Below are 21,794 nucleotides of genomic sequence, written 5' to 3'. Positions count from 1 at the left end.
CAAGAGGAGACACCACCATGGCTTTCGAACTTCCGCCGCTTCCCTACGATTACGACGCGCTTTCGCCCTTCATGTCGCGCGAAACGCTCGAATATCACCACGACAAGCACCACAAGGCCTATGTCGACAACGGCAACAAGCTGGCGGAGGAAGCCGGCCTTGCGAACCTCTCGCTCGAGGAGATCGTCAAGAAGTCCTACGGCACCAACCAGGGCCTCTTCAACAATGCGGGCCAGCACTACAACCACCTGCACTTCTGGAACTGGATGAAGAAGGGCGGCGGCGGCAAGAGCCTGCCGGGCGCGCTCCAGAAGGCCATCGACAGCGACCTCGGCGGCTATGACAAGTTCAAGGCCGATTTCGTCGCCGCCGGCACCACGCAGTTCGGCTCCGGCTGGGCCTGGCTCTCCGTCAAGGACGGCAAGCTCGCCATCTCCAAGACCCCGAACGGCGAGAACCCGCTGGTCCACGGCGCTCAGCCGATCCTCGGCGTCGACGTGTGGGAACACTCCTACTACATCGACTACCGCAACGCCCGCCCGAAGTACCTCGAAGCCTTCGTCGACAGCCTGATCAACTGGGACTACGTCCTGGAACGCTACGAAGCCGCCACGAAGTAGTCCTTTTGCGGTTTTTCTGCTTTACGGAACCCCGGCTGGAAACGGCCGGGGTTTTTCCTTGGCCGGCAACACCCCCTCCTTCGTCATGCTCGGGCTTGACCCGAGCATCCACGCGGCACCCACGGCATGGATGGTCGGGTCAAGCCCGACCATGACGGAGGAGAGGTTCGGCAAATTGCGACACAGTGCTCTGGCTAGAAATGGCCCGAGTTTTCTTTTGTCGGCAACATCACCCCCACACCCCGTCATCCTCGGGCTTGCCCCGAGGATCCAGTCGGCACCCGCGGCATGGATGGTCGGGTCGAGCCCGACCATGACGAAGGAGAGGTTCAGCGGGTTGCGGCTCCGGCTTGTTTGGTCGGCGGACACCCACCACCAGACTTTCCTTTATCCTGTCGCTCCCTCGCCCATCGTGCTAACATGTACACAAAGACACACGAGGCCACCATGAGCAGCACCACGATGACGATCCGGGTCAGCACGGACCTCAAGGAAAAGCTCGACAGGCTTGCCGCCGATACGCGCCGCAGCCGCTCCTTTCTCGCAGCCGAGGCCGTTTCGGATTATGTGGCGCGGGAGCTTGCCATCGTCGAGGGCGTCAACCGCGGCCTCGAAGACGTGGCAAAGGGGCGGACGGTTCCGCATGACGAGGCCATGGCCGAGCTCGCCGCCGCCATCGACGCGGCCAAACCGTGAAGCGGCCCGTCCGGTGGTCCCGCTCGGCACTGGACGACCTGAAGGAACAGGTTCGCCACATCGCCGGCGATGACCCTGCCGCCGCGCGCTCGATCGCCGACCGGATCGGCGCGGCCGCCCTCCTCCTCGGCGAACGCGCGGTCGGGCGACCCGGTCGGGTCGGCGGAACCTATGAGAAATCCGTGAGCGGCCTTCCCTATGTCATTGCCTATCGCATCGAGATGGCGAACGGGCGCGAGACCGTCTTCATTCTGCGGGTAATCCATACGGCGCGCGACTGGCCGGCAGGCGGCTGGCCGCGCTAGGGCCTCTCCGCCCACCCCGAAATCCACAATTGCCGCAACCCGTCGCCTTCGCCGCGGAAATGACCGCCGGTCGCCTCGCAGGTCTCCACGCGGTCGGCGCGGAAGTTGCGGAGGGCGCGGCGCAGCTCGCACCAGGCGACGATATTGGCGTTTTCCGAATAATAGATCAGGGCGATGGGACGGATGGTGCGCTCGGTGGGGCGCGCCTGTTCGTCGCGGTAGCGGATCGACAGCGTCTCCTCGTCGCGGATCGCCCGGCGCACGCCCGCAAGGTCGATGCCCTCCGGCTGGCGTGGCGCCGAGCCCCAGGCATGCAGCGCGCGGGCCGAAAGCGTCTGGCGCAGCGGCGGCGGCACGGCGCCGGCGATCTTCTCGCCGACGCGGCGGGCGGCGGCCTTGAGTTCGGCATCCCCTGTGCGCTCCAGCAGCGCGAGCGCCAGCACCACCGCCTCCGTCTCCTCGATGGAGAACATCAGCGGCGGCAGGTCGAAGCCGGGCCGCAGGATATAGCCGATGCCGCGCTCGCCCTCCACCGGCACGCGCATCGCCTGGAGGGCCGCGATGTCGCGGTAGATCGAGCGCACCGTCACCTCCAGCCGCAAGGCGATCTCCGCCGCCGTTATCGGGTGGCGGGCGAGCCGCAGGATCTGGATGATCTCGAAAAGCCGCGATGCCTTGCGCATGCCCCCATCACAACTGACACATCCCTGTCAGTTGCCTTTCGCTAAAGAACGCCCCAAGCGCTTGAAACTGAACGCATCATAGGCCCTTCGCGCGGGGTCCGGCAATGGACAGCTGACATGACCTACAGCGAAAACCTCTGGCTCTTCTTCCTCCTCGTCGCCGGCATCATCGTCGTGCCGGGCATGGACATGGTCTTCGTGCTGGCAAGCTCGCTTTCGGGCGGGCGCAGGGCCGGCCTCTCGGCGACCTTCGGCATCATGGCGGGCGGGCTCGTCCACACGCTCTACGGCGCGCTCGGCGTCGGCCTGCTCCTCCATTTCGCGCCGAAACTCTTCGACGTGCTGCTGGTCGCGGGCGCGGCCTATGTCGCCTATATCGGCTGGCAGCTCTTCCGCAGCTCCATCGTGATCAAGGCGGTGGACGGGCTCGACCGGCGCGGCCTCCTCACCCGCTTCCGCCAGGGCGCGCTGACGAGCCTCATGAACCCCAAGGCCTATCTCTTCATGCTCGCCGTCTTCCCGCAGTTCCTGAGGCCCGAGTTCGGCCCGGTCTGGCGGCAGGCGGCGGTGATGGTGCTGGTGATCTGGGCGACGCAGCTTGCCGTCTACGGCGGCCTCGCGCTCGCCGCCAGCCGCAGCCGCTCCGCCCTTCTCGGCAGCCCCGCCGCCACCCGCTTCATCGGCCGCGCCGCCGGCGTGCTGCTGATCGCGATCGCGGCGTTTACGGTGTGGCGGGGCTGGGGGAGCCTGTGAGGGCGCAAACAGGTTCCCGCCCGCGGCATCAAAAAGATTTTACTGTCCGGATTCGTTCAAAATGCAATCATGCGGTCGCATCGTAAACCGGCGGCGCGTGGAGCGGCCGCCAGAATCGGGAGACCTCGATGAAGTTCAGGACTTTGGCGGTCGCGGCCGCGCTTGCGGTCATCGGCGCGGGCGTCGTCGCAGCGGCGGACGAGCCGCAGGTCGTGCGTCAGGGCATGATGAAGAAGATGGGCGGTGCCGCCGGGGCACTCGCCGGCATCGCGAAGGGCGAGAAGCCCTATGACGCGGAGATCGTCAAGGCATCGCTTTCCACCATGGTGGAGGTGGCCAAGACCTTCCCCGACCAGTTCCCCGCCGGCTCGGAGACCGGCCACGAGACCGAGGCGAGCCCGAAGATCTGGGAAGCCATGGACGACTTCAAGGCGCATGCCGCCAAGCTCGGCGCGGACGCCGAGGCCGCCCTTGCCGACCTTCCGGCGGACCAGGCGGCGGTCGGCGCGGCGCTCAAGACCATCGGTGCCGATTGCGGCAGCTGTCACGAGGTCTACCGCATCAAGAAATAAGCGGTGGACCGGCCTTCCCGAAGCTGCGCGCCGCCCGGCCCTTCCTGCCGGGCCGGCGCCTTTCGGTCCGGATGCGTCACAGGAGGCCCGCATGGCACTTCGCAAATTCCTCGGCGGCATCGTCCTCCTCGCGGCGGCGGGCGCGGGGGCATTCTATTTCATCACCGCGCCGCAGCGCCTTCCCGCGCAGACCTGGGCCTCGGCCGGCGAACCGGACCTTGCCAACGGCGAGCGCATCTTCAATGCCGGCGGCTGCGCAAGCTGCCATGCCGCGCCGGGCGCTACGGATGCAGACCGGCTGGTGCTTGCCGGCGGCCTTGCGCTGAAGAGCCCGTTCGGCACCTTCCATGCGCCGAACATCTCGCCGGACGAGACGGCGGGCATCGGCGGCTGGACGCTGGCCGAGTTCGGCGATGCGATGAAGCGCGGAACGGGACGACGGGGCGAGCATCTCTACCCCGCCTTCCCCTATGCCTCCTATGCGCGCATGACCGTCAAGGATATCGGCGATCTCTACGGCTACCTGAAGACGCTGCCGAAAAGCGCCAGCGTGCCGCCGGGGCACGACCTGCCCTTCCCCTTCAACATGCGCCTGCTGCTCGGCGGCTGGAAGTTCCTCTATCTCAACGAGGCGCCGCGCGTGGTGCTCGCCGATGCCGACGAGACGGTGAAACACGGCCAGTATCTCGTGGAAGGCCCCGGCCATTGCGGCGAATGCCACACGCCGCGCGACGTGCTGGGCGGGCTGAGGACGGACGCGTGGCTTGCCGGCGGGCCGAACCCGGAGGGCGAAGGCCGCATTCCGGACATCACGCCCGTCGAGGGCAAGTTCGGCGACTGGAGCGCGGGGGATATCGCCGGCTATCTCGAAACCGGCTTCACGCCGGACTTCGACAGTGTCGGCGGGGCGATGGTCGCCGTGCAGAAGAACATGGCGCGCCTGCCGAAGGAGGACCGCGAGGCGATCGCGGCGTATCTGAAGGCGGTGCCGGCGCGGTGATGTGAGCGCCGCCCCTCATCCGGCTGCCGCCACCTTCTCCCCGCAAGCGGGGCGAAGGGGTATGCCGGACCGGTTTCCCCAACCAAAGCTCCTTCGTGAGGCAAGTCCCCTCTCCCCGCTTGCGGGGAGAGGGTTAGGGTGAGGGGCAAAGAGCCAATCTCCCCAGCTAATATTACGCATCCCCGCCGGAATGGGCCCAGTCGAAATAGAGGTCCCGCGCCTTGGCGGTGACGGGGCCGGCCTGGAGGTCGCGGTCGTCGAGGCGGGTGACGGGGACGACCTTGGAATAGTTGCCGGAGGTGAATATCTCGTCGGCGCCGGCGAAATCGGCGACCGTCAGCGTCGTCTCGACCACCTCGAAGCCGGCCTCGCGCAGGAGGCCGATGACGCGGCTGCGGGTGATGCCGGCAAGGAAGGTGCGGTTGGCGGCGGGCGTGAAGACGACGCCGTCCTTGACCATGAAGACGTTGGACGAGGCCGTCTCGGCGACGTTGCCCAGCATGTCGCGCACCAGCGCGTTGTCGAAGCCGCGCTTCCTCGCCTCCACCAGCATGCGGGCGTTGTTGGGGTAGAGGCAACCGGCCTTGGCGTCCGTCGGCATGCATTCCACCGTCGGGCGGCGGAAGGGCGAAAGGGTGAGCGAGGAGCCGGCCTTGGCGTCGCCCATCGAGGCCTCGAAGAGGCAGAGCGCGAAGCGGGTCGATTCCGGATCGGGCGCGACGACGCTGAAGGAGCCGTGCTCGGCCCAGTACATCGGCTTGATGTAGATCGCCGTTTTCCCGTCGAATTTCTTCACGCCCTCCCAGGCGAGCGCCTCGATTTCCTCGGCCGCCATCGTCGCCTTGAGGCCGAGCGCCTCGGCGGAGCGGTTGACGCGCCGGCAATGCAGGTCGAGGTCCGGCGAGATGCCGTCGAACCAGCGCCCGCCGTCGAACACGGTCGAGCCCAGCCACATGGCATGGGAGGTGGGGCCGATGAGCGGCGGATTGCCCGAAATCCATTCGCCGTCCACGAAGGTAAAGGTCGCGGAACGCGGTGCGGTATCGACTGGCATCTTGAAAACTCCTTTCACCGTTCTGGGCCGGGCCGGCGGGCCGGTCCGTTCGCAAATGCCTTCCGCCAGCAGGGCCGGCTTGTCCATTCAAGATGTTGAATGGGTGTATCAGGTCTTATCATGAATGGCGTTCTGGCGGGGCCCCGTCCCGCCATGCGATAGAAGGGCAAAGGGAGGCCAGCATGCGCGCGATGTATTACGAAGCCTTCGGGGCGGTGCCGGAAATCCGCACCCTGCCCGATCCGACGCCGGGCGAGGACGGCGTCGTCATCAAGGTGGAGGCGACGGGGCTCTGCCGCAGCGACTGGCACGGCTGGATGGGGCACGACCCCGATATCCGCCTGCCGCATGTGCCGGGGCACGAGCTTGCCGGCCGCGTGGTGGCGAAGGGCAAGGCGGTGCGGCGCTTTTGCGAGGGCGAGCGGGTGACGGTGCCCTTCGTCTCGGGCTGCGGCCATTGCGGCGAGTGCCGCTCGGGCAACCAACAGGTCTGCGAGGCGCAGTTCCAGCCGGGCTTCACCCATTGGGGCTCGTTTGCCGAATATGTCGCCATCGACCATGCCGATCACAATCTCGTGCATCTGCCCGAGGCGATCGATTTCCCCACCGCCGCCAGCCTTGGCTGCCGCTTCGCCACGTCGTTCCGCGCGGTGGTCGATCAGGCGCGGGTGACGGGCGGGGAATGGGTGGCGGTGCATGGCTGCGGCGGCGTCGGCCTCTCCGCCATCATGATCGCCGCCGCGCTCGGGGCCAATCCGATCGCTATCGACATTTCGGCCGAGAAGCTGGATTTCGCCCGGAAGATGGGTGCCGTCGCGACGGTCGATGCCCGAGCCGTGGCGGATGTCGCCGAGGCCGTACGCGAAATCACCGGCGGGGGCGCGCATGCCTCCATCGACGCGCTCGGCTCGCCCGCCACCTGCTTCAACTCGATCAGGAACCTGCGCCGGCGCGGGCGGCATGTGCAGGTCGGGCTGATGCTGGCGGACCACGCGACGCCGCAAATCCCCATGGCGCAGGTCATCGGCCACGAACTGGAGATCTACGGCAGCCACGGCATGCAGGCCTGGCGCTACGACGCGATGCTTTCGATGATGGAAAGCGGCAGGCTCGCGCCGCAGAAGCTGATCGGGCGGCATATCGGGCTGGAGGAGGCCGTGCCGGCGCTGATGGCGATGGATCGGGCGACGGATCTGGGGATCAGCGTGATTACGCGGTTTTGAGGGGGTGACTGCCCCTCATCCCGCTGCCGCGACCTTCTCCCCGCAAGCGGGGAGAAGGGGGTTGGGGTTGACGTTTTCCCTGAAGGCCTGCGTCCTTTCCTTGGGAGGCCCTTGCATCCCGTCCTTCTCCCCGCTTGCGGGGAGAAGGTGCCGGCAGGCGGATGAGGGGCAAACACCCGATTGACATTCCCGCCCCGATACCCGCCAATCGCGGGCGCCACCAGAGGAGAATACCCCCGCCATGTCCCATGCCGCCTATGTCTTCGACGCCTACGGCACGCTGTTCGACGTGCATGCGGCCGTGCGCCGCCATGCGGGGGATGTGGGGCCGAACTACCAGATCTTCTCCGAGATGTGGCGCGCCAAGCAGCTCGAATATTCCTGGACACGGGCGCTGATGGGCGCCTACGCGGATTTCTGGCAGCTTACCGAACAGGCGCTCGACTATACGTTCCAGCATATCGGCGGCGTCGATCCGGCGCTGAGGCAAAAACTGCTCGACGCCTACTGGAAGCTCGACTGCTACCCGGAGGTGCCGGCCGTGCTGAAGGCGCTGAAGAGCCGCGGCGCGCATATCGCGATCCTCTCCAACGGCTCGCCCGCCATGCTCGCCTCGGCGGTGAGGAACGCCGCGCTCGACACGGTCATCGACGACATCTTCTCCGTCGACGCGCTGAAGACCTACAAGACCGCCCCCGCCGTCTACGACCTCGTGACGACGAGTTACCGGCTCTATCCGAATGCCGTGTCCTTCCAGTCCTCCAACCGCTGGGACGTGGCGGGCGCGACGAAGTTCGGCTTCCGCACCGTCTGGATCAACCGCGGCAACATGCCGGATGAATATTTCGATCTCGGGCCGGCGCTGATCCTGCCCTCGCTGGAGAGTCTGTAAATGGCCTGGTCTGCCGCGCAATACCTGAAATTCGAAGACGAACGCACGCGGCCGGCCCGCGACCTCCTCGCCCAGGTGCCGGACGACCTCGTCGCCGGCACGGTCTACGACCTCGGCTGCGGGCCGGGCAATTCGACGGAACTGCTGGTCAGGCGCTTTCCCGGCCGGGGCGTGCGCGGCGTCGACAGTGCGGCCGACATGCTGCGCGCGGCCCGCGAGCGCCTGCCGGGCGTCGATTTCGTCGAATGCGACCTTGCCCGCTGGAACCCGCCGGAGCCCGCCGCCCTGCTCTTCGCCAACGCCGTCTTCCAGTGGCTGCCGGACCATGTGGCGCTGCTCGCGCGGCTGATGGACGGCCTTCGCCCCGGCGGCGTGCTCGCCGTGCAGATGCCGGACAATCTGAACGAGCCCTCCCACCTCATGATGGAGGAAAGCGCGCTCGCCGGAAATTGGCGCGGGGCCTTTTCCGAGGGGACGCCGCGGCGCAAGACCCTCCCCGCCCCCGCCGCCTATTTCGACGCGCTCGGGCCGAAGGCGGCGCGCGTCGACGTCTGGCACACATCCTACAACCACCCGATGGCCGATGCCGGCGCCATCGTCGAATGGGTCAAGGGCACGGGCCTTCGCCCCTATCTCGACCGCATCCCGGCCGAGGAGCGCGACGGCTTTGCCGCCGACTACGAACGCCGCCTCGCCGCCGCCTATCCGCCGATGGCCGACGGACGGCGCCTGCTGCGCTTCCCGCGGCTGTTCATCGTCGCCGTGAAGGCGTGAAGGCCCCTCCCTAAATCCCTCCCCTCAAGGGGGAGGGACTTACAGTGCGGCACTCTCAGCATTAGAGAATTGATGGAAAGACCGGCAGGCAGAGAGGGTCTTTTTAGCCCTCTACCGCCGCAAACTTCCGAGGATGCCGCGCACAAGGGCGCGGCCGAGGGAGGAGGCGACGGTGCGGGCGACGGACTTCATCGCGGCTTCGGCGATCGTCTCGCGCTGGTAGCTGGAGCGGGCCTTGGGCTTTGCGGCGGAAGGCGATGCCGGCTCCTCGTCGCCGAAGCCGGGCAAGGTCCAGCGGCTGCCGCCGGAGGACGGCTGGCTCGCCTCCTGCTTTGCGGCCTCCTGCGCGGCGACGGCTTCGGCCGCCTTCTTGGCGCGCGCCGTCAGGATTTCGTAGGCCGATTCCCGGTCGACATCCTCGTCATAGAGGCCGGCGACGGGGCTGACGCCCATGATCTCCTTGCGCTCGGCATCCGTGACCGGGCCGAGGCGCGAGGACGGCGGACGGATCAGCGTGCGCTCGACCATGGAGGGCGAGCCCTTGCCTTCGAGCGTGGAGACCAGCGCCTCGCCGGTGCCGAGATTGGTGATGACCGTGGCGCAGTCGAAATCCGGGTTGGGGCGGAAGGTATCGGCCGCCGTCTTCACCGCCTTCTGCTCGCGCGGCGTATAGGCGCGAAGCGCGTGCTGCACGCGGTTGCCGAGCTGGGCCAGCACCGTTTCCGGCACGTCGAGCGGGTTCTGCGTGACGAAATAGACGCCGACGCCCTTGGACCGGATGAGGCGCACGACCTGCTCGACGCGCTCGGTGAGGACCTTGGGCGCGTCGTTGAAGAGCAGATGCGCCTCATCGAAGAAGAAGACGAGCTTCGGCTTGTCGGGATCGCCCACTTCCGGCAGCACCTCGAAGAGCTCGGAAAGCATCCAGAGCAGGAAGGTGCCGTAAAGGCGCGGGTTCATCATCAGCTTGTCGGCGGCCAGCACCGAGATCGCCCCGCGCCCATCGTTCGTCGTGCGCATGATGTCGGAAATCTTCAGCGCCGGCTCGCCGAAGAACTGCTCGGCGCCCTGCTGCTCGAGGATCAGGAGTTCGCGCTGGATGGAGCCGACCGAGGCCTTGGAGATGAAGCCGAACTGGCTGGAGAGCGCCCCGGCATTCTCGCCCATATAGTTGAGCAGCGCCTGGAAATCCTTGAGGTCGAGCAGCGGCAGGCCGCCCTGGTCGGCGATCTTGAAGGCGATGTTGATGACGCCTTCCTGCGCGTCCGTCGCGTTCATCAGGCGCGAGAGGAGGAGCGGGCCCATCTCGGAGATGGTGGTGCGCACCCGATGGCCCTTCTCGCCGTAGAGATCCCAGAAGATCACCGGGAACTGCTGGAACTCGTAAGGGGTGAGGCCGATCTGGTCGGCGCGCTTCTGAAGGAAATCCTTCGCCTCGCCGATGGCGCCGATGCCGGAAAGGTCGCCCTTCACGTCGGCGCAGAACACCGGCACGCCGGCATTGGAAAACCCTTCGGCGAGGATCTGCAGCGTCACCGTCTTGCCGGTGCCGGTCGCGCCCGTGACGAGGCCGTGCCGGTTGCCGAACTTCAGCTCGAGATATTCGGGCTTGTTGTTCGTGTCGTCCGGCTTGCGGCTCGTGCCGATATAGAGCTTTCCGTCCTGAAGAATGGGTTCCGCCACGTTGAAACTCCTTGGCTGCCGGTCCCTTCACGATTCGCGGCCGGTTGTCGCCCCGGCCATGTTTTCATTGAATCGTCTCACGCAGGTTATAAGGATAGTCCGGCGGGCAAACAACACGCTTTCAGGGCCTTGCGGATGAGGCCGCCCGCGTGCCGCACCCGCTTGAGTTTGCCGGGGATTTCATTTACCTTGACGTTAACGTCAATTCGTTCGGAGGATTTTGCATGAACGATCTCGTCACCCGCGTTGCCGATGCCGTCGGCATCGAGCCGGCACTCGCCGAAAAGGCCATCGGCATGATGCTCGGCTTTCTCCAGCGGGAAGCTGCCGACGGCCCGGTCGCCAAGATGATCGAGGCCATTCCCGGCGCGTCCGATCTCGTCGCGCAGTATAACGGCGAAGGTGCGGGCGGCGGCCTTCTCGGCGGCCTGATGAACGCCATCGGCGGCGGCGGCGTGATGGCGCTCGGCCAGCAGCTCATGAGCCAGGGCCTCGGCATGGGCGAGATCACCGGCCTTGCCAAGGAAACCATGGCCGTCGCCCGCGAACATGCCGGGCCCGACGTGGTCGACGAGGTCGTGGCCTCGGTGCCGGGGCTCAGCCAGTTCGTCTGATCGGGTGGGGCCGTGCGACAACGGCCCCTCATCCCGCTGCCGCGACCTTCTCCCCGCAAGCGGGGCGAAGGGGTAGGACGCACCGTTTTCCTCAAGCAATACCCGTTCGTGGGGCAAGTCCCCTCTCCCCGCTTGCGGGGAGAGGGTTAGGGTGAGGGGCAAACCATTGATCTTCTTGCCTACCGCCGCCGCGCAAACACCAGCGCGGCGGTGAAAACGGCAAGGCCGAGGCCGACGGAGAGCGGGCCTGCGGTCGGCCCGCCCGCCTCCATGATGGCGCCCGTCAGGCCCGAGCCGGTGGCGCTTCCCGCCGCATAGACGAGCGCGAAGGCGGCCGAGCCCGCGACCAGCATGGCGCCGCTGTAGCGTTCGCCGAGCATGGTCAGCGCGCAGGTATAGAGCGAGAAGACGGCCGCGCCCATCACGGCGAACACCACCAGGATCGCGATTTCCGAGGTCAGCATCGGCAGGACGAGGTAGCTTGCGGCAGCGGTGCCGACGGCGGCGAGCGCCACCCGTTCGCGCGGCAGCCGGTCGAGCAGCACGCCGATGAAGGGCTGGGCAAGCGCCGTGGGCAGCGCCAGCACCGTCACGCTGACGGCGGCGAAGGCCTCGCTGTAGCCCATCTTCACGAAATAGACGGGCATGGCGGAGATTGCCGCGATATCGGCGAAGCCGAAGACGAAGACCATGCCGACGAGAAGCGGCGCCGCCTTGAAGAAGCGGAAGACGTCGGCCGTGGAGGACGGCTCCGGCACCGTCTTGGTGGAGAACATCAGCATGCCCGTCGCGAAGGCGACGATGGCGAGATAGACCGCCGTCAGCGCGAAGCCGAGCCCGCCGGCGCTGCCGAAGAGCGGAATGGCGAGCGGCCCGGCGGCGAAGCCCGCGCAGATGCCCATGCCGTAGAGGCCGGAGACGCGGCCGCGCAGCCGGTCCGGGCAAGCGGCGTTGAGCCAGGCTTCGCCGAGCATGAAGATGACGCTGGCGAAGAAGCCGAGCAGGAAGCGCGCAAGGCTCCAGACGGTGAACGAGGCCGAAGCCGCGAAGGTGGCAAGGCAGAGCGAGCAGATGGCGAGGCTGGCGATGATGAGCCGGTCGGCGCGCCAGCGCGCGGTGAGCCCGCCGATGAGCAGCGTCGAGGCCCCCATGCCGGCGGCATAGGCGATGGCGTTGACGCCGATCATCGAGGAGGAGTAGCCGCGCGCCTCCAGCGTCAGCGAGACGAGCGGATAGGTGAGCCCCTGCGCCACGGAAAAGGCGGTCGCGCCGAGCACGACGGCGACAATGGCCGGCCAGTCCGGCGAAAGGACGGTCGAAGACGAGGTCTGCATGAAGGGCTCCCTGCCGCATCGCAAGGCGGCGCGCGACCATATCCGCAGGAACGCCCCGTGGGAAGCGCCCTCCCCGCGCTAGGCGATGCGCGGATCGGCGCGGAAATCCTCGCGGGAAAAGCCGATGCGGCGCGGCGGGTGATCGCACAGCGCCTGCATGCCGAGGGCGGAGAGCCGGATGCGCCAGGTCTGGCGCTCCACCGGCTTCGGCGCGGCGAAGGCCTTCGCCGTCAGCAGCGCCATGTTGGCGCCGCCGGCCGGGTCGCGCACCGAGCGGTAGAGGATGGCGGCAAGGCCTGCCGCGCGCGCACCGTCGGCGAGCGACTGGCAGGCGGCGTAGTCGGTCGGGTGGGTCCACAGGCCCGCATCCCGGTCGAGCGGCGGGCGGGTGAGGTCGAGCGCGCTTTCCGTCGCGGCCGCGGCGGAAAAGGCGGTGTAGTCGGCGGCGTTGGCCGGCAGCGGGGTTGCGGGCGATTCGGCAAAGAAGAGCAGCCGGTAGAAGGCCATCTCGGCCAGCGCCGTCTCCACCGAGAGCGCCGCATAGTAGACGCCGAGGGTGCGCCCTGCCCGGCGGAAGCGCGAGCCGTGCGGATAGGCTGCGCCGTAGCGGAAGGGCGTGGCGAGCAGGTGGTCGAGCCCGGCGCATTCGGGCGGCAGCACGGGCTTGCTCTCTTCGAGGATGTCCTCCAGCAGCGCCTGCTCGTCCAGCGTATCGACGAGCTTCAGCGTCGAGACGCGGTGCTGCGCCTCGACGAAGCGCCAGACCGGACCCGAAAAGGGCCGCGCCTCAGACGAGAGCGCGGCGGGCGTCCAGATAGGCAAGGACATCGACAAGGCCGGAAATGGAAACGATGCGGTCGACGGGACGCGCGCCAAGCGCGCTGTTGTCCGCCGTCATCCAGGCGCGCGCGACCGTCTCGTCGCCGCCGGCAATGGCATCGAGCGAGCGGAAGAGCCGCACCAGCAGCACCGCGAGTTCGAAGGGCTTCGTGCCGCGCTCCAGCAGCACGTCCTGCCGCTTCAGCCGCGACACCGTCGCCTCCGACACGCCGATGACCGCCGAGAGGATGCGCGCCGTCAACCCCAGCCGCTCCGCCGCATTGACGGCCGCCTTGGTGAGGACGGTGCCTTCGTCGATTTGGGGTGCGGGTTTGCGGTGCATGGGGACGCTCCTTTCATGAGAAAGAATATAGGATCTATTTTTCTAATGACAAGAGCTTGACCGTGAAGGCAAGGAGGGGAGAAGCGGGCAAAAGCGGCACCGCCGAATGCCGCCACGTCAAACATGCCACAGCACCTGATGGAGGGGAATCCTTCTCCTCCCCTCCGTCATCCTCGGGCTTGACCCGAGGATCCACGCCCCACGGCACGCCAAAAAACCCCGGACGCAGGCAGCATCCGGGGCTTCGGGGAGGTCGGCGCTGGGCGTTACCGGCAGACCTTGATCTTCCTGACGATCACGTTGCCGTAGTAATCGTAGGACTTCACCTTCTTGATGAAGCAGTGCGGCTTGTAGCCGTAGCTGTAGTAGCCGGCTTCGGAGGGCGCGGCGAAGGAAACGGCGGCGATGGCGGCAATGGCGGCGGAAACGATGATCTTGCGCATGGGTCTCTCCTGATCTCTTGAGGATGAGCCTCTCTCATCCGGTGATCGGAATGTCCCATATCGCCCCGCCCCGCGCTGTTCCTTGAGGAACAAGGCCGCCGGGAATGCCGGCGGCCCTGCGGAACGGTCAGGCGATCGTCGTCTTGACGTCGAGGTTGCCGCGCGTGGCGTGGCTGTAGGGGCAGACGACGTGGGCCTTCTTCACGAGGTCTTCAAGGACGGCCTTGTCGACGCCCGGCGCGGAGACTTCCAGCGAAGCCTCGATGCCGAAGCCGCCGCCGTCCTCGCGCGGGCCGATGCCGACGGTCGCCGTCACCTTGGCCTCGTCCGGGATCTTCACCTTCTCCTTGCCGGCGACGAACTTCAGCGCGCCGAGGAAGCAGGCGGAATAGCCGACCGCGAAGAGCTTTTCCGGGTTGGCGCCCGTCGCGCCGTCGCCGCCGAGTTCCTTCGGCACGGTCAGCGTCACGTCGACGGTGCCGTCCTCGGTTGCGCCGTGGCCGGCGCGCCCGCCGGTTGCATGAGCCTTGGTCCTGTAGAGAATGGGCATGGATGTCTCCTTCCGTTCCGTCGTTGATGATGATGGCAGTTCAATAGCGTAAAATTAGATTGCGCGCAATATGATTTTGCAAATTGCAATTTTGCGCCTTTCCTGCGATAATAACAGGATGAACGACAAACGTGACGAAGCTGAGACGAACGACATTTCCGCCGGCCTGCTGGCGCTCGACCAGCAGCTCTGCTTTGCCGTCTATGCCGCGGCCCATGCGCTCAACCGCACCTACAAGCCGCTGCTCGATCCCTACGGCCTTACCTACCCGCAATATATCGTGCTGATGACGCTGTGGGAGGAGGACGGGCGCACGGTGAAAGCGCTGGGCGCGACGCTGGGGCTCGATTCCGGCACGCTCTCCCCTCTCCTCAAGCGGCTGGAGGCGGCCGGCTTCATCCACCGCGCCCGCGACAGGAGCGACGAGCGGCAGGTGCTGGTGACCCTAACCGACAAGGGCCGCGCCATGCGGCACGAGGCCCTTTCCATCCGCATGGAGATCGGCAAGGCGACCGGCTGCTCCGTCGAGGCCCTCACGGCGCTGACGGCGGAGCTCCAGACCCTGACGCGGCGGCTGGAGACGGGCGAGGCGCACGACGACGCGGCCTGACGGATTTCTTGCCGGCATCACCTTACGGGACCTGTTCGCGATTCAACCTTCGCGCTAGAGTGCGCGCGGCGGGAGGGAACGCCGCGGGGGCCGGATGAACAGGGAATGGTCGTGGAAGAAGGCGAATATCATGGCGGGCCTGTGGTGCCTTGCCGTGGGCCTCGCCATGATGGCGCTGTGGCTCGCCAAACCGGCGGAGCTCGCCGCCGACCATCCCGCCGTCTTCGGCATGAAGTTCAACGCGGCGCTCGCCTTTTCCGTCATGGGCGTCGCGCTCCTGCTTGCCGCGCGTGAATTCCACCGCCTGCCGGCGCTGATGCTGGCGCTCGTCTTCCTCTACGGCGCGGCGGCCCTGTCGCAGCACCTCTTCGGCATCGACACGGGCATCGACACGGCGCTGAACGCGCCCTTCGTCGACATCGGCACCAGCGTGCCGGGGCGCATCGCGCCCAACACGGCGCTGTGCTTCATGCTGACGAGCCTTGCGCTCGGCCTGCGCGCGCTGCAGCGGCGCAACGGCCTCGTGCCGGTGGGACTGGGCTTCGCCACCTTCGTCATCGCCGCCGTCGCGCTGCTCGGCTATGTGATCGCGCTGGATTTCGCGCATGACTGGATCCGCTTCACGCGCATGTCGCTGCAGAGCGCGAGCTGTTTCTTCATCCTCGCCATCGCCATCATCTTTTCCGGCAAGGAGCCGGCGGGCTACCACCGGGCGGTGCTGGCCGGCGCCCTCGGCGCGCTCAGCTACCTCCTCCTGCTCGCCATGACCTATTTCGAGCTGGCGCGCTACGAATCCTCCTTCGGCATCACGTTTTCCAGCGGGGGAACGAACGCCCGCTCGACGCTCTCCTCGCTGGTGCTGATTTCCGCTGCGCTCTACGGCGGCCTGATGGTGCACCTCTACCTCTCCTCGCGCCGCTCGCGGGCGATGGCGGCGGACCTCGCCGCCCACCGCATCCGCCTTGCCGCCATCATCGCCAACGCGGTGGACGGCATCATCACCATCGACGAGCGCGGCGTCGTCCTGTCGGTCAACCCCGCCTCGGAGCGCATCTTCGGCTACGGCGCGGAGGAGATGGTGGGCCGCAACGTCAAGATGCTGATGCCCGAGCCCTATCGCAGCGAGCACGACCGCTACATCGCCAACTACCAGCGCGGCGGCGAGGCGAAGGTCATCGGCATCGGCCGCGAGGTGGAGGGCCGGCGCAAGGACGGCTCGACCTTCCCGCTCGACCTTGCCGTCGCCAAGCTGGAGCTCGGCGACACCGTGCTCTACAGCGGCACCGTGCGCGACATCTCCGAGCGCAAGGCGAGCGAGCAGGCGCTGCTCGACGCCAATGCGGAGCTGGAGGAATTCGCCTACCGCACCTCGCACGACCTGCGCTCGCCGATCGCCTCCTCGCTCGGCCTCCTCGGCATCTCGCGCGACATGCTGGCGGAGGGCGACCTTCCCGCGCTCGGCCAGACGCTCCAGCGCATGGAGGGCAATTTCCGCCGCCTCGACCATCTCATCCAGAACATCATCACCATCACGCGCAACCGGCTGATGGAAGAGGACACGCAGCCGATCGACCTTCGCGCGCTCGTCGCCGAATCGATCGACGCCCTCTCCCACCTCGACGAGTTCAAGCGGATCCGCATCGAAAATCATGTGCCGGCGGAATTGACAATCGAAAGCAAGCCATCGAAATTCCAGGTCATCGTCGGCAACATGCTCTCCAACGCGGTCAAGTATCACGACCCGAAGGAGGCCGAGCCGGCGATCGACGTCCGCGCCGTCCGCCATGCCGGCAGGGTGCGGCTGTCGGTGGAGGACAACGGCCTGGGCGTTCCGCCCGCCAGCCGCCATTTGTTGTTCAAGATGTTCAAACGGCTGCACCCCAACCGATCCTTCGGCAGCGGGCTCGGCCTCTACATATTGAGAAAGAGTGCGGAATCCCTCGGCGGGACCGCCCTTTACGAAGCAAAAGACAAGGGCAGCCGGTTCATCATCGAACTGCCCGACGGGGACCATAATGAAAATCCACTCGATCCTGGTCGTCGATGACGACGAGAACGACCAGTTCATCTGCGAATACACGATCCGCAAGTTCGATCCGTCGATCCGCGTGATCAAGGCCTTCGACGGCACCGAAGCGCTCGACGTGCTGCGCCGCGAGACGCCGGACGCCATCATCCTCGACATCAACATGCCGGTGATGAACGGCTTCGAGTTTCTCGACCGCTATGCCGAGGAATTCGAGGTGCACGCCCCCGTCGTCGCCATGCTCACCAGTTCCCACCTCGGCAAGGACCGCGAGCGGGCCATGCAATACGCTTTCGTCAAGAGCTACTTCGAAAAGCCGCTGCAGGCGGATCACCTGCGTGTGATGGCGGAGCTGCTGGAGTAATTGACGCTTCGGGGTGAAGCCACCCCCCTCTGGCCTGCCGGCCATCTCCCCCACAAGGGGGGAGATTGAATCGTGGCACCGCCTTGCCCCAAGCCGATCTCCCCCTTGTGGGGGAGATGGCCGGCAGGCCAGAGGGGGGTGCAAGGGCACGCCGCCCAAAATTTCATCACCCGCCACGCTTTCCCTCTCCCTTTCCGCAAAACCTCCGCCATAGTGCCGCGATGTCGACGCTTCGCCCGCTGATTCCCCTTCTCGTCACCGCTGGCATCCTGATCGGGGGCAACGGGCTGCAGGGCACGTTCATTGCGCTCAGGGCCTCGCAGGAGGGGTTCTCCACCGCGCTGATCGGCCTCCTTGGCGCCGGCTACAGCATCGGTTTCGCCATCGGCTGCATCTATGTGACGCGCGTGCTGCGCGCCATCGGCCATATCCGCACCTTCGCGGCCATGGCGGCCATCGCGTCCGCCTCTGCCATCGCCATGGCGCTCGTCATCGATCCCTTCTTCTGGTTCGCCCTGCGGCTTGTGACCGGCATCTGCATCGCCAGCCTCTTCGCCACCGTCGAAAGCTGGCTGAACGCCGCCGTCACCAATGCCAACCGGGCGCGCACGCTCTCGCTCTACCGCCTCGTCGACCTCGGCTCGGTCACGGCCGCGCAATATGTCATGGCGGGCGTCGGCATCGGCGGCTTCGACCTCTTCGCCATCATCGCCATGGCGCTCTCGCTCTCGCTGGTGCCGATCTCGCTGGCGGACCGCTCCAGCCCCACCGTGCCGGAAGCCATCCGCTTCGACGTGAAGAAGCTCTGGAACATCTCGCCGCTCGCCACCATCGGCTGCATCGTCGTCGGCCTCACCAACGCCGCCTTCCGCAATCTCGGGCCGATCTACGCGCACGACATCGGCCTTTCGGTGACGGCCATCGCCAGCTTCATGAGCGCCGGCATCGTCGGCGGCGTGGTGCTGCAATATCCGCTCGGCATCTATTCCGACCGGCTGGACCGGCGCCTCGTCATCCTCGTCGCCACGCTCGGCTCGACGCTCGCCGCCCTCTACCTCGCCTTCCTTGCCGGCGGCAACGAATGGAAGAACATGGTCGGCATCTTCGTCTTCGGCGCCTTTGCCATGCCGCTCTATTCGCTCTGTTCGGCCCATGCCAACGACCATGCGGGCGCAGGCGAGCATGCGCTGGTCTCGGCCGGGCTGCTGTTCTTCTGGTCCTGCGGGGCGATCATCGGCCCGCTCTTCGCCTCCATCCTGCTGGAGGCATTCGGCCCGTCGGCGCTCTTCCTCTACACCGCCGTCGTGCTCGTCGCCTTCATGGCCTATACGGGGCTGCGCATGGGCGCGCGGCCGCCCGTGCCCGCCGGCCCGCGGCGCAGCCGCTTCCGCGCGCTCCTGCGCACCTCGCTCTTCTTCAACAAGCTCGCCGCGCCCGACCGGGAGACGTAAACTGCGGCAATCCGCGTGGCCGCCGCTTATTGCTGAGCGGCCGTCTCAGGTTTAGAAGCGGGGCGAGCACCGGAGGGATTGCCATGCTGACACGCCGCACGCTGATGAAGGGCGCACTCGTTGCCGGGGCCTATGCCGGCGGGATCGGCCTTGCCGGCAATCTCGGCGGTTCTGCGCGCGCAAAAGCCGCGACCAGCCTTGCCGCCCGCCGCACCGAGGCGATGCTGACCGAGCACGGGCCGACGAAGGGCGCGATGACCTACGGCGACGGCGAGGTGCCGCCGGTGCTGCGCCTTCGCCGGGGGGACCCCTTCGCGCTCCGGCTCGACAACCGGCTGGACGAGCCGACCACCATCCACTGGCACGGCCTTCGCATCGACAACAGGATGGACGGCGTGCCCTTCCTCACCCAGCCCTATGTCTACGGCGGCGACGGCTTCGACTATGCCTTCACCCCGCCCGATGCCGGCACCTACTGGTATCACCCCCATTGCAACACGCTCACGCAGATGGGCCGCGGCCTTGCCGGCGTCCTCGTGGTGGAAGACCCGTCCGATCCCGCCTTCGACGCGGAGATCGTGCTGAACCTTCGCGACTGGCGGCTCGGCGGCGACGGGCAGTTCATCGCCCAGTTCCGCCCACGCGATGCCGCGCGCGCCGGCACCTTCGGCACGGTGCGCACCGCCAACTGGCGCCAGTCGCCGCAATACGACGCGCCGGCGGGCGGGCTGGTGCGCCTGCGCCTTGCCGCGACCGACGTCACCCGCATCCTCGCCCTTTCCGTCGAGGGAGCGGAGGCCACGGTGATCGCCCGCGACGGCAATCCCGTCGAGGAGCGCTTCGCGCTCGACCACCTGATGATCGGCCCCGGCCAGCGGCTCGACCTTGCCCTGCGCATGCCCGATGCGGAAGGTACGGTCGCCGTGCTGAGGGACCTGCGCGGCACGAAGCCGGCGGCGCTCGCCAGCTTCCGGGCCGTCGGCGCCTCCCTGAAGCGCGACGTGCGCGACCTGGCGGCGCTGGCGGCCAATCCCCTGCCCGAGCCCGACCTTTCCGCCGCAACGCAAATCCCTTTCATCCTCAGCGCGTCTGCCGAGGAGCGTCCGAAGGACGGCATCTGCGGCTCGCTCGGCTACAATTTCTGGGCCATCAACAAGGTGCCGTGGGCGGACGATTCAGGCGACCCGACCGCCCCGCTCGCCGAGATGAAGGCGGGCAGGACCTACATCTTCAACGTCGAGAACCCGACGCCGCAGCTTCACCCGCTGCACCTGCACGGCCTCGTCTTCCGGCCGATGAATTCCAACAAGCAGGCGATCCGCCCGCATTTTTCCGACACCTACCTCATCCAGCCCGACGAAAAGGTGCAGCTCGCCCTCGTCGCCGACAATCCGGGCGACTGGGTGTTCCACTGCCACATCATCGAGCACCAGAAGACCGGCATGACGAGCTATGTGCGGGTGACGTGACGGGCGTGCCGTGCGGCCGTGGATCCTCGGGTCGAGCCCGAGGATGACGGAAGAAAGGGAGGGCTCGACAAAAAGGCCCCCTCTGCATGCCGCATCGCCAGATGGACGGAAACCGTCTCCTCCCCTCCGTCATCCTCGGGCTCGACCCGAGGATCCACGCCCCGCCCGCAGCGCCCGCGACACCCCTTTCCGGTTGCAGGCGGGCAAGTTTTTGATTGTGGCAAAACCGTGGACCGTCTAAAGCTGCCCCATCAAAAACATAAGAAAGTTGCGCCCGAGCCCGCCATGCAGATCATCGAGACAACCGCAGCCCTTCGCGACGCCTGTGAGACGCTCGCCCGTTCCGAGTATCTGACGATCGACACGGAGTTCCTGCGGGAAACGACGTTCTGGCCGGAGCTCTGCCTCATCCAGCTCGCCGGGCCCGAGACCGAGGTGATCGTCGATCCGCTCGCCAAGGGCATCGACCTTGCCCCCTTCTTCGAGCTGATGGCCAACCCCGCCGTGCTGAAGGTGTTCCACGCCGCGCGGCAGGACATCGAGATCATCGTCAACCGCGGCAACCTCATTCCGCACCCGATCTTCGACACGCAGGTCGCCGCCATGGTCTGCGGCTTCGGCGACAGCGTCTCCTACGACCAGCTCGTGCAGAAGATCAAGGGCGTGCATATCGACAAGTCCTCGCGCTTCACCGACTGGAGCCGCCGGCCGCTCACCGAAAAGCAGCTCGAATATGCGCTGGCCGACGTCACGCACCTGCGCGACGTCTATCTCGCGCTCAAGGAGAAGCTGGAAAGCGCCGGCCGCTCGCTGTGGCTGACGGAGGAAATGGCGGTCCTGGAATCGCGCGACACCTACGACCTGCACCCGGACGACGCCTGGAAGCGCCTCAAGATGCGCGTCAAGAAGCCGATGGAACTGGCCGTCCTGCAGAAGGTCGCCGCCTGGCGCGAACGCGAGGCGCGCGCGCGCAACGTGCCGCGCTCGCGCATCCTCAAGGACGACACGATCTACGAGATCGCCCAGCAGCAGCCGGCCGACGCCGAGGCGCTGGCGCGCCTTCGCACCATCCCGAAGGGCTGGGAGCGCTCGCAATCGGGCGCTGCGCTGCTCGAGGCCGTCGGCGAGGCGCTTGCCATCCCGAAGGCCGACCTGCCGCGCCTGCCGCGCCAGAACCATGTGCCGGAGGGCGCGGCCGCCGCCAGCGAGATGCTGAAGGTGCTTTTGAAGATCGTCGCGGAAAAGCAGGGCGTCGCCGCCAAGATCATCGCCAATTCCGACGACCTCGAAAAGATCGCCGTCGACGGCGAGAACGCCGACGTCGCCGCCCTCAGCGGCTGGCGCCGCGACCTCTTCGGCGAAACCGCCCTCAACCTCATCTCCGGCAAGGTGGCGCTGCGCTTCATCGACAAGAAGATCGAGGCGGTGGAGCTTTAACCGAAGGCCCTCTCTGCCTGCCGGCATCTCCCCCACAAGGGGGGAGAAAGGCTAGCAGTCTGCTTTTCCATCGATTTTT

24 protein-coding genes are annotated in these 21,794 nt (G+C 66.9%); 16 read left to right on the top strand and 8 right to left on the bottom strand.

Annotated elements, in window-relative coordinates; all coding sequences use genetic code 11:
- Positions 1–17: 17 nt before the first annotated feature.
- From ACZ5TO_RS04170 to ACZ5TO_RS04160, 3 genes are all read left to right on the top strand, one after another.
- Entirely contained in the window at positions 18–620 is a 603-nt protein-coding gene (locus ACZ5TO_RS04170) for a superoxide dismutase (RefSeq protein ID WP_184145917.1), read from the top strand.
- Between the two features lie 447 nt (positions 621–1,067).
- Positions 1,068–1,316, top strand: a complete 249-nt coding sequence (locus ACZ5TO_RS04165; RefSeq protein ID WP_464799652.1) for a CopG family ribbon-helix-helix protein — start codon at positions 1,068–1,070, stop codon at positions 1,314–1,316.
- Complete coding sequence (locus tag ACZ5TO_RS04160) at positions 1,313–1,621, top strand: type II toxin-antitoxin system RelE/ParE family toxin (protein ID WP_464799651.1); 309 nt, start codon at positions 1,313–1,315, stop codon at positions 1,619–1,621. Before ACZ5TO_RS04165 ends, ACZ5TO_RS04160 begins: the two co-directional genes overlap by 4 nt.
- Here ACZ5TO_RS04160 and ACZ5TO_RS04155 read toward each other — a convergent pair.
- Positions 1,618–2,304, bottom strand: a complete 687-nt coding sequence (locus ACZ5TO_RS04155) for a helix-turn-helix transcriptional regulator (protein ID WP_464799650.1) — start codon at positions 2,302–2,304, stop codon at positions 1,618–1,620. The genes ACZ5TO_RS04160 and ACZ5TO_RS04155 overlap by 4 nt on opposite strands.
- Positions 2,305–2,421: 117 nt before the next feature.
- On the opposite strand from ACZ5TO_RS04155, the gene ACZ5TO_RS04150 reads away from it, so the two are divergent.
- The 3 genes from ACZ5TO_RS04150 (at position 2,422) to ACZ5TO_RS04140 (ending at position 4,629) form a co-directional block, all read left to right on the top strand.
- A complete protein-coding gene (locus tag ACZ5TO_RS04150; protein WP_464799649.1) occupies positions 2,422–3,057 on the top strand; it encodes a LysE family translocator in 636 nt (211 codons plus the stop codon).
- Positions 3,058–3,185: 128 nt separating this feature from the next.
- Positions 3,186–3,629, top strand: a complete 444-nt coding sequence (locus ACZ5TO_RS04145) for a c-type cytochrome (RefSeq protein WP_464799648.1) — start codon at positions 3,186–3,188, stop codon at positions 3,627–3,629.
- Positions 3,630–3,720: 91 nt separating this feature from the next.
- The gene (locus ACZ5TO_RS04140; RefSeq protein ID WP_464799647.1) at positions 3,721–4,629 is read left to right on the top strand and encodes a c-type cytochrome; all 909 of its coding nucleotides are present in this window, start codon (positions 3,721–3,723) and stop codon (positions 4,627–4,629) included.
- A gap of 172 nt (positions 4,630–4,801) precedes the next feature.
- On the opposite strand, the gene ACZ5TO_RS04135 is transcribed toward ACZ5TO_RS04140, so the two are convergent.
- Positions 4,802–5,683 (bottom strand): branched-chain amino acid aminotransferase, encoded by an 882-nt coding sequence (locus tag ACZ5TO_RS04135; protein ID WP_184145924.1) that lies wholly within the window; start codon positions 5,681–5,683, stop codon positions 4,802–4,804.
- A gap of 182 nt (positions 5,684–5,865) precedes the next feature.
- Between ACZ5TO_RS04135 and ACZ5TO_RS04130 the strand changes: the two genes are divergently transcribed.
- From ACZ5TO_RS04130 to tam, 3 genes are all read left to right on the top strand, one after another.
- On the top strand, positions 5,866–6,906 hold the full coding sequence (locus tag ACZ5TO_RS04130) for a zinc-dependent alcohol dehydrogenase family protein (protein WP_464799646.1): 1,041 nt from the start codon (positions 5,866–5,868) through the stop codon (positions 6,904–6,906).
- Positions 6,907–7,147: 241 nt separating this feature from the next.
- Entirely contained in the window at positions 7,148–7,798 is a 651-nt protein-coding gene (locus ACZ5TO_RS04125) for a haloacid dehalogenase type II (RefSeq protein WP_464799645.1), read from the top strand.
- Positions 7,799–8,572, top strand: a complete 774-nt coding sequence (gene tam / locus ACZ5TO_RS04120) for a trans-aconitate 2-methyltransferase (RefSeq protein ID WP_464799644.1) — start codon at positions 7,799–7,801, stop codon at positions 8,570–8,572.
- 111 nt (positions 8,573–8,683) lie between these two features.
- Here tam and ACZ5TO_RS04115 read toward each other — a convergent pair whose 3' ends face one another.
- Positions 8,684–10,243, bottom strand: a complete 1,560-nt coding sequence (locus ACZ5TO_RS04115; RefSeq protein ID WP_464800330.1) for a helicase HerA-like C-terminal domain-containing protein — start codon at positions 10,241–10,243, stop codon at positions 8,684–8,686.
- A 236-nt stretch (positions 10,244–10,479) separates the two neighbouring features.
- On the opposite strand from ACZ5TO_RS04115, the gene ACZ5TO_RS04110 reads away from it, so the two are divergent.
- Positions 10,480–10,869, top strand: coding sequence for a hypothetical protein (locus ACZ5TO_RS04110; protein WP_184145928.1), 390 nt, complete (start codon positions 10,480–10,482; stop codon positions 10,867–10,869).
- Positions 10,870–11,048: 179 nt separating this feature from the next.
- On the opposite strand, the gene ACZ5TO_RS04105 is transcribed toward ACZ5TO_RS04110, so the two are convergent.
- From ACZ5TO_RS04105 to ACZ5TO_RS04085, 5 genes are all read right to left on the bottom strand, one after another.
- On the bottom strand, positions 11,049–12,203 hold the full coding sequence (locus ACZ5TO_RS04105; protein ID WP_464799643.1) for an MFS transporter: 1,155 nt from the start codon (positions 12,201–12,203) through the stop codon (positions 11,049–11,051).
- Positions 12,204–12,281: 78 nt separating this feature from the next.
- On the bottom strand, positions 12,282–13,031 hold the full coding sequence (locus ACZ5TO_RS04100; protein WP_464799642.1) for an RES family NAD+ phosphorylase: 750 nt from the start codon (positions 13,029–13,031) through the stop codon (positions 12,282–12,284).
- On the bottom strand, positions 12,991–13,365 hold the full coding sequence (locus tag ACZ5TO_RS04095) for an MbcA/ParS/Xre antitoxin family protein (RefSeq protein WP_184145931.1): 375 nt from the start codon (positions 13,363–13,365) through the stop codon (positions 12,991–12,993). Before ACZ5TO_RS04095 ends, ACZ5TO_RS04100 begins: the two co-directional genes overlap by 41 nt.
- Before the next feature lie 266 nt (positions 13,366–13,631).
- The gene (locus ACZ5TO_RS04090) at positions 13,632–13,808 is read right to left on the bottom strand and encodes a hypothetical protein (protein ID WP_184145935.1); all 177 of its coding nucleotides are present in this window, start codon (positions 13,806–13,808) and stop codon (positions 13,632–13,634) included.
- A 127-nt stretch (positions 13,809–13,935) separates the two neighbouring features.
- The gene (locus ACZ5TO_RS04085; protein WP_184145937.1) at positions 13,936–14,358 is read right to left on the bottom strand and encodes an organic hydroperoxide resistance protein; all 423 of its coding nucleotides are present in this window, start codon (positions 14,356–14,358) and stop codon (positions 13,936–13,938) included.
- 118 nt (positions 14,359–14,476) lie between these two features.
- Here ACZ5TO_RS04085 and ACZ5TO_RS04080 point away from each other — a divergent pair, with 118 nt between their 5' ends.
- From ACZ5TO_RS04080 to rnd, 6 genes are all read left to right on the top strand, one after another.
- Positions 14,477–14,968: a MarR family winged helix-turn-helix transcriptional regulator gene (locus ACZ5TO_RS04080; protein WP_464799641.1), complete on the top strand. Its 492-nt coding sequence runs from the start codon at positions 14,477–14,479 to the stop codon at positions 14,966–14,968.
- A gap of 94 nt (positions 14,969–15,062) precedes the next feature.
- Complete coding sequence (locus ACZ5TO_RS04075) at positions 15,063–17,015, top strand: PAS domain S-box protein (protein WP_464799640.1); 1,953 nt, start codon at positions 15,063–15,065, stop codon at positions 17,013–17,015.
- A complete protein-coding gene (locus ACZ5TO_RS04070) occupies positions 16,984–17,358 on the top strand; it encodes a response regulator (protein ID WP_184145943.1) in 375 nt (124 codons plus the stop codon). Before ACZ5TO_RS04075 ends, ACZ5TO_RS04070 begins: the two co-directional genes overlap by 32 nt.
- A 221-nt stretch (positions 17,359–17,579) precedes the next feature.
- Positions 17,580–18,809: an MFS transporter gene (locus ACZ5TO_RS04065; RefSeq protein WP_464799639.1), complete on the top strand. Its 1,230-nt coding sequence runs from the start codon at positions 17,580–17,582 to the stop codon at positions 18,807–18,809.
- Between the two features lie 77 nt (positions 18,810–18,886).
- Complete coding sequence (locus ACZ5TO_RS04060; protein WP_464800329.1) at positions 18,887–20,278, top strand: multicopper oxidase family protein; 1,392 nt, start codon at positions 18,887–18,889, stop codon at positions 20,276–20,278.
- Positions 20,279–20,569: 291 nt separating this feature from the next.
- The gene (gene rnd / locus ACZ5TO_RS04055; protein ID WP_464800328.1) at positions 20,570–21,715 is read left to right on the top strand and encodes a ribonuclease D; all 1,146 of its coding nucleotides are present in this window, start codon (positions 20,570–20,572) and stop codon (positions 21,713–21,715) included.
- Positions 21,716–21,794: the final 79 nt, after the last annotated feature.

It is taken from the genome of Shinella sp. Sh6, assembly GCF_055392685.1.
This window is presented reverse-complemented; position numbering and strand designations above follow the sequence as displayed.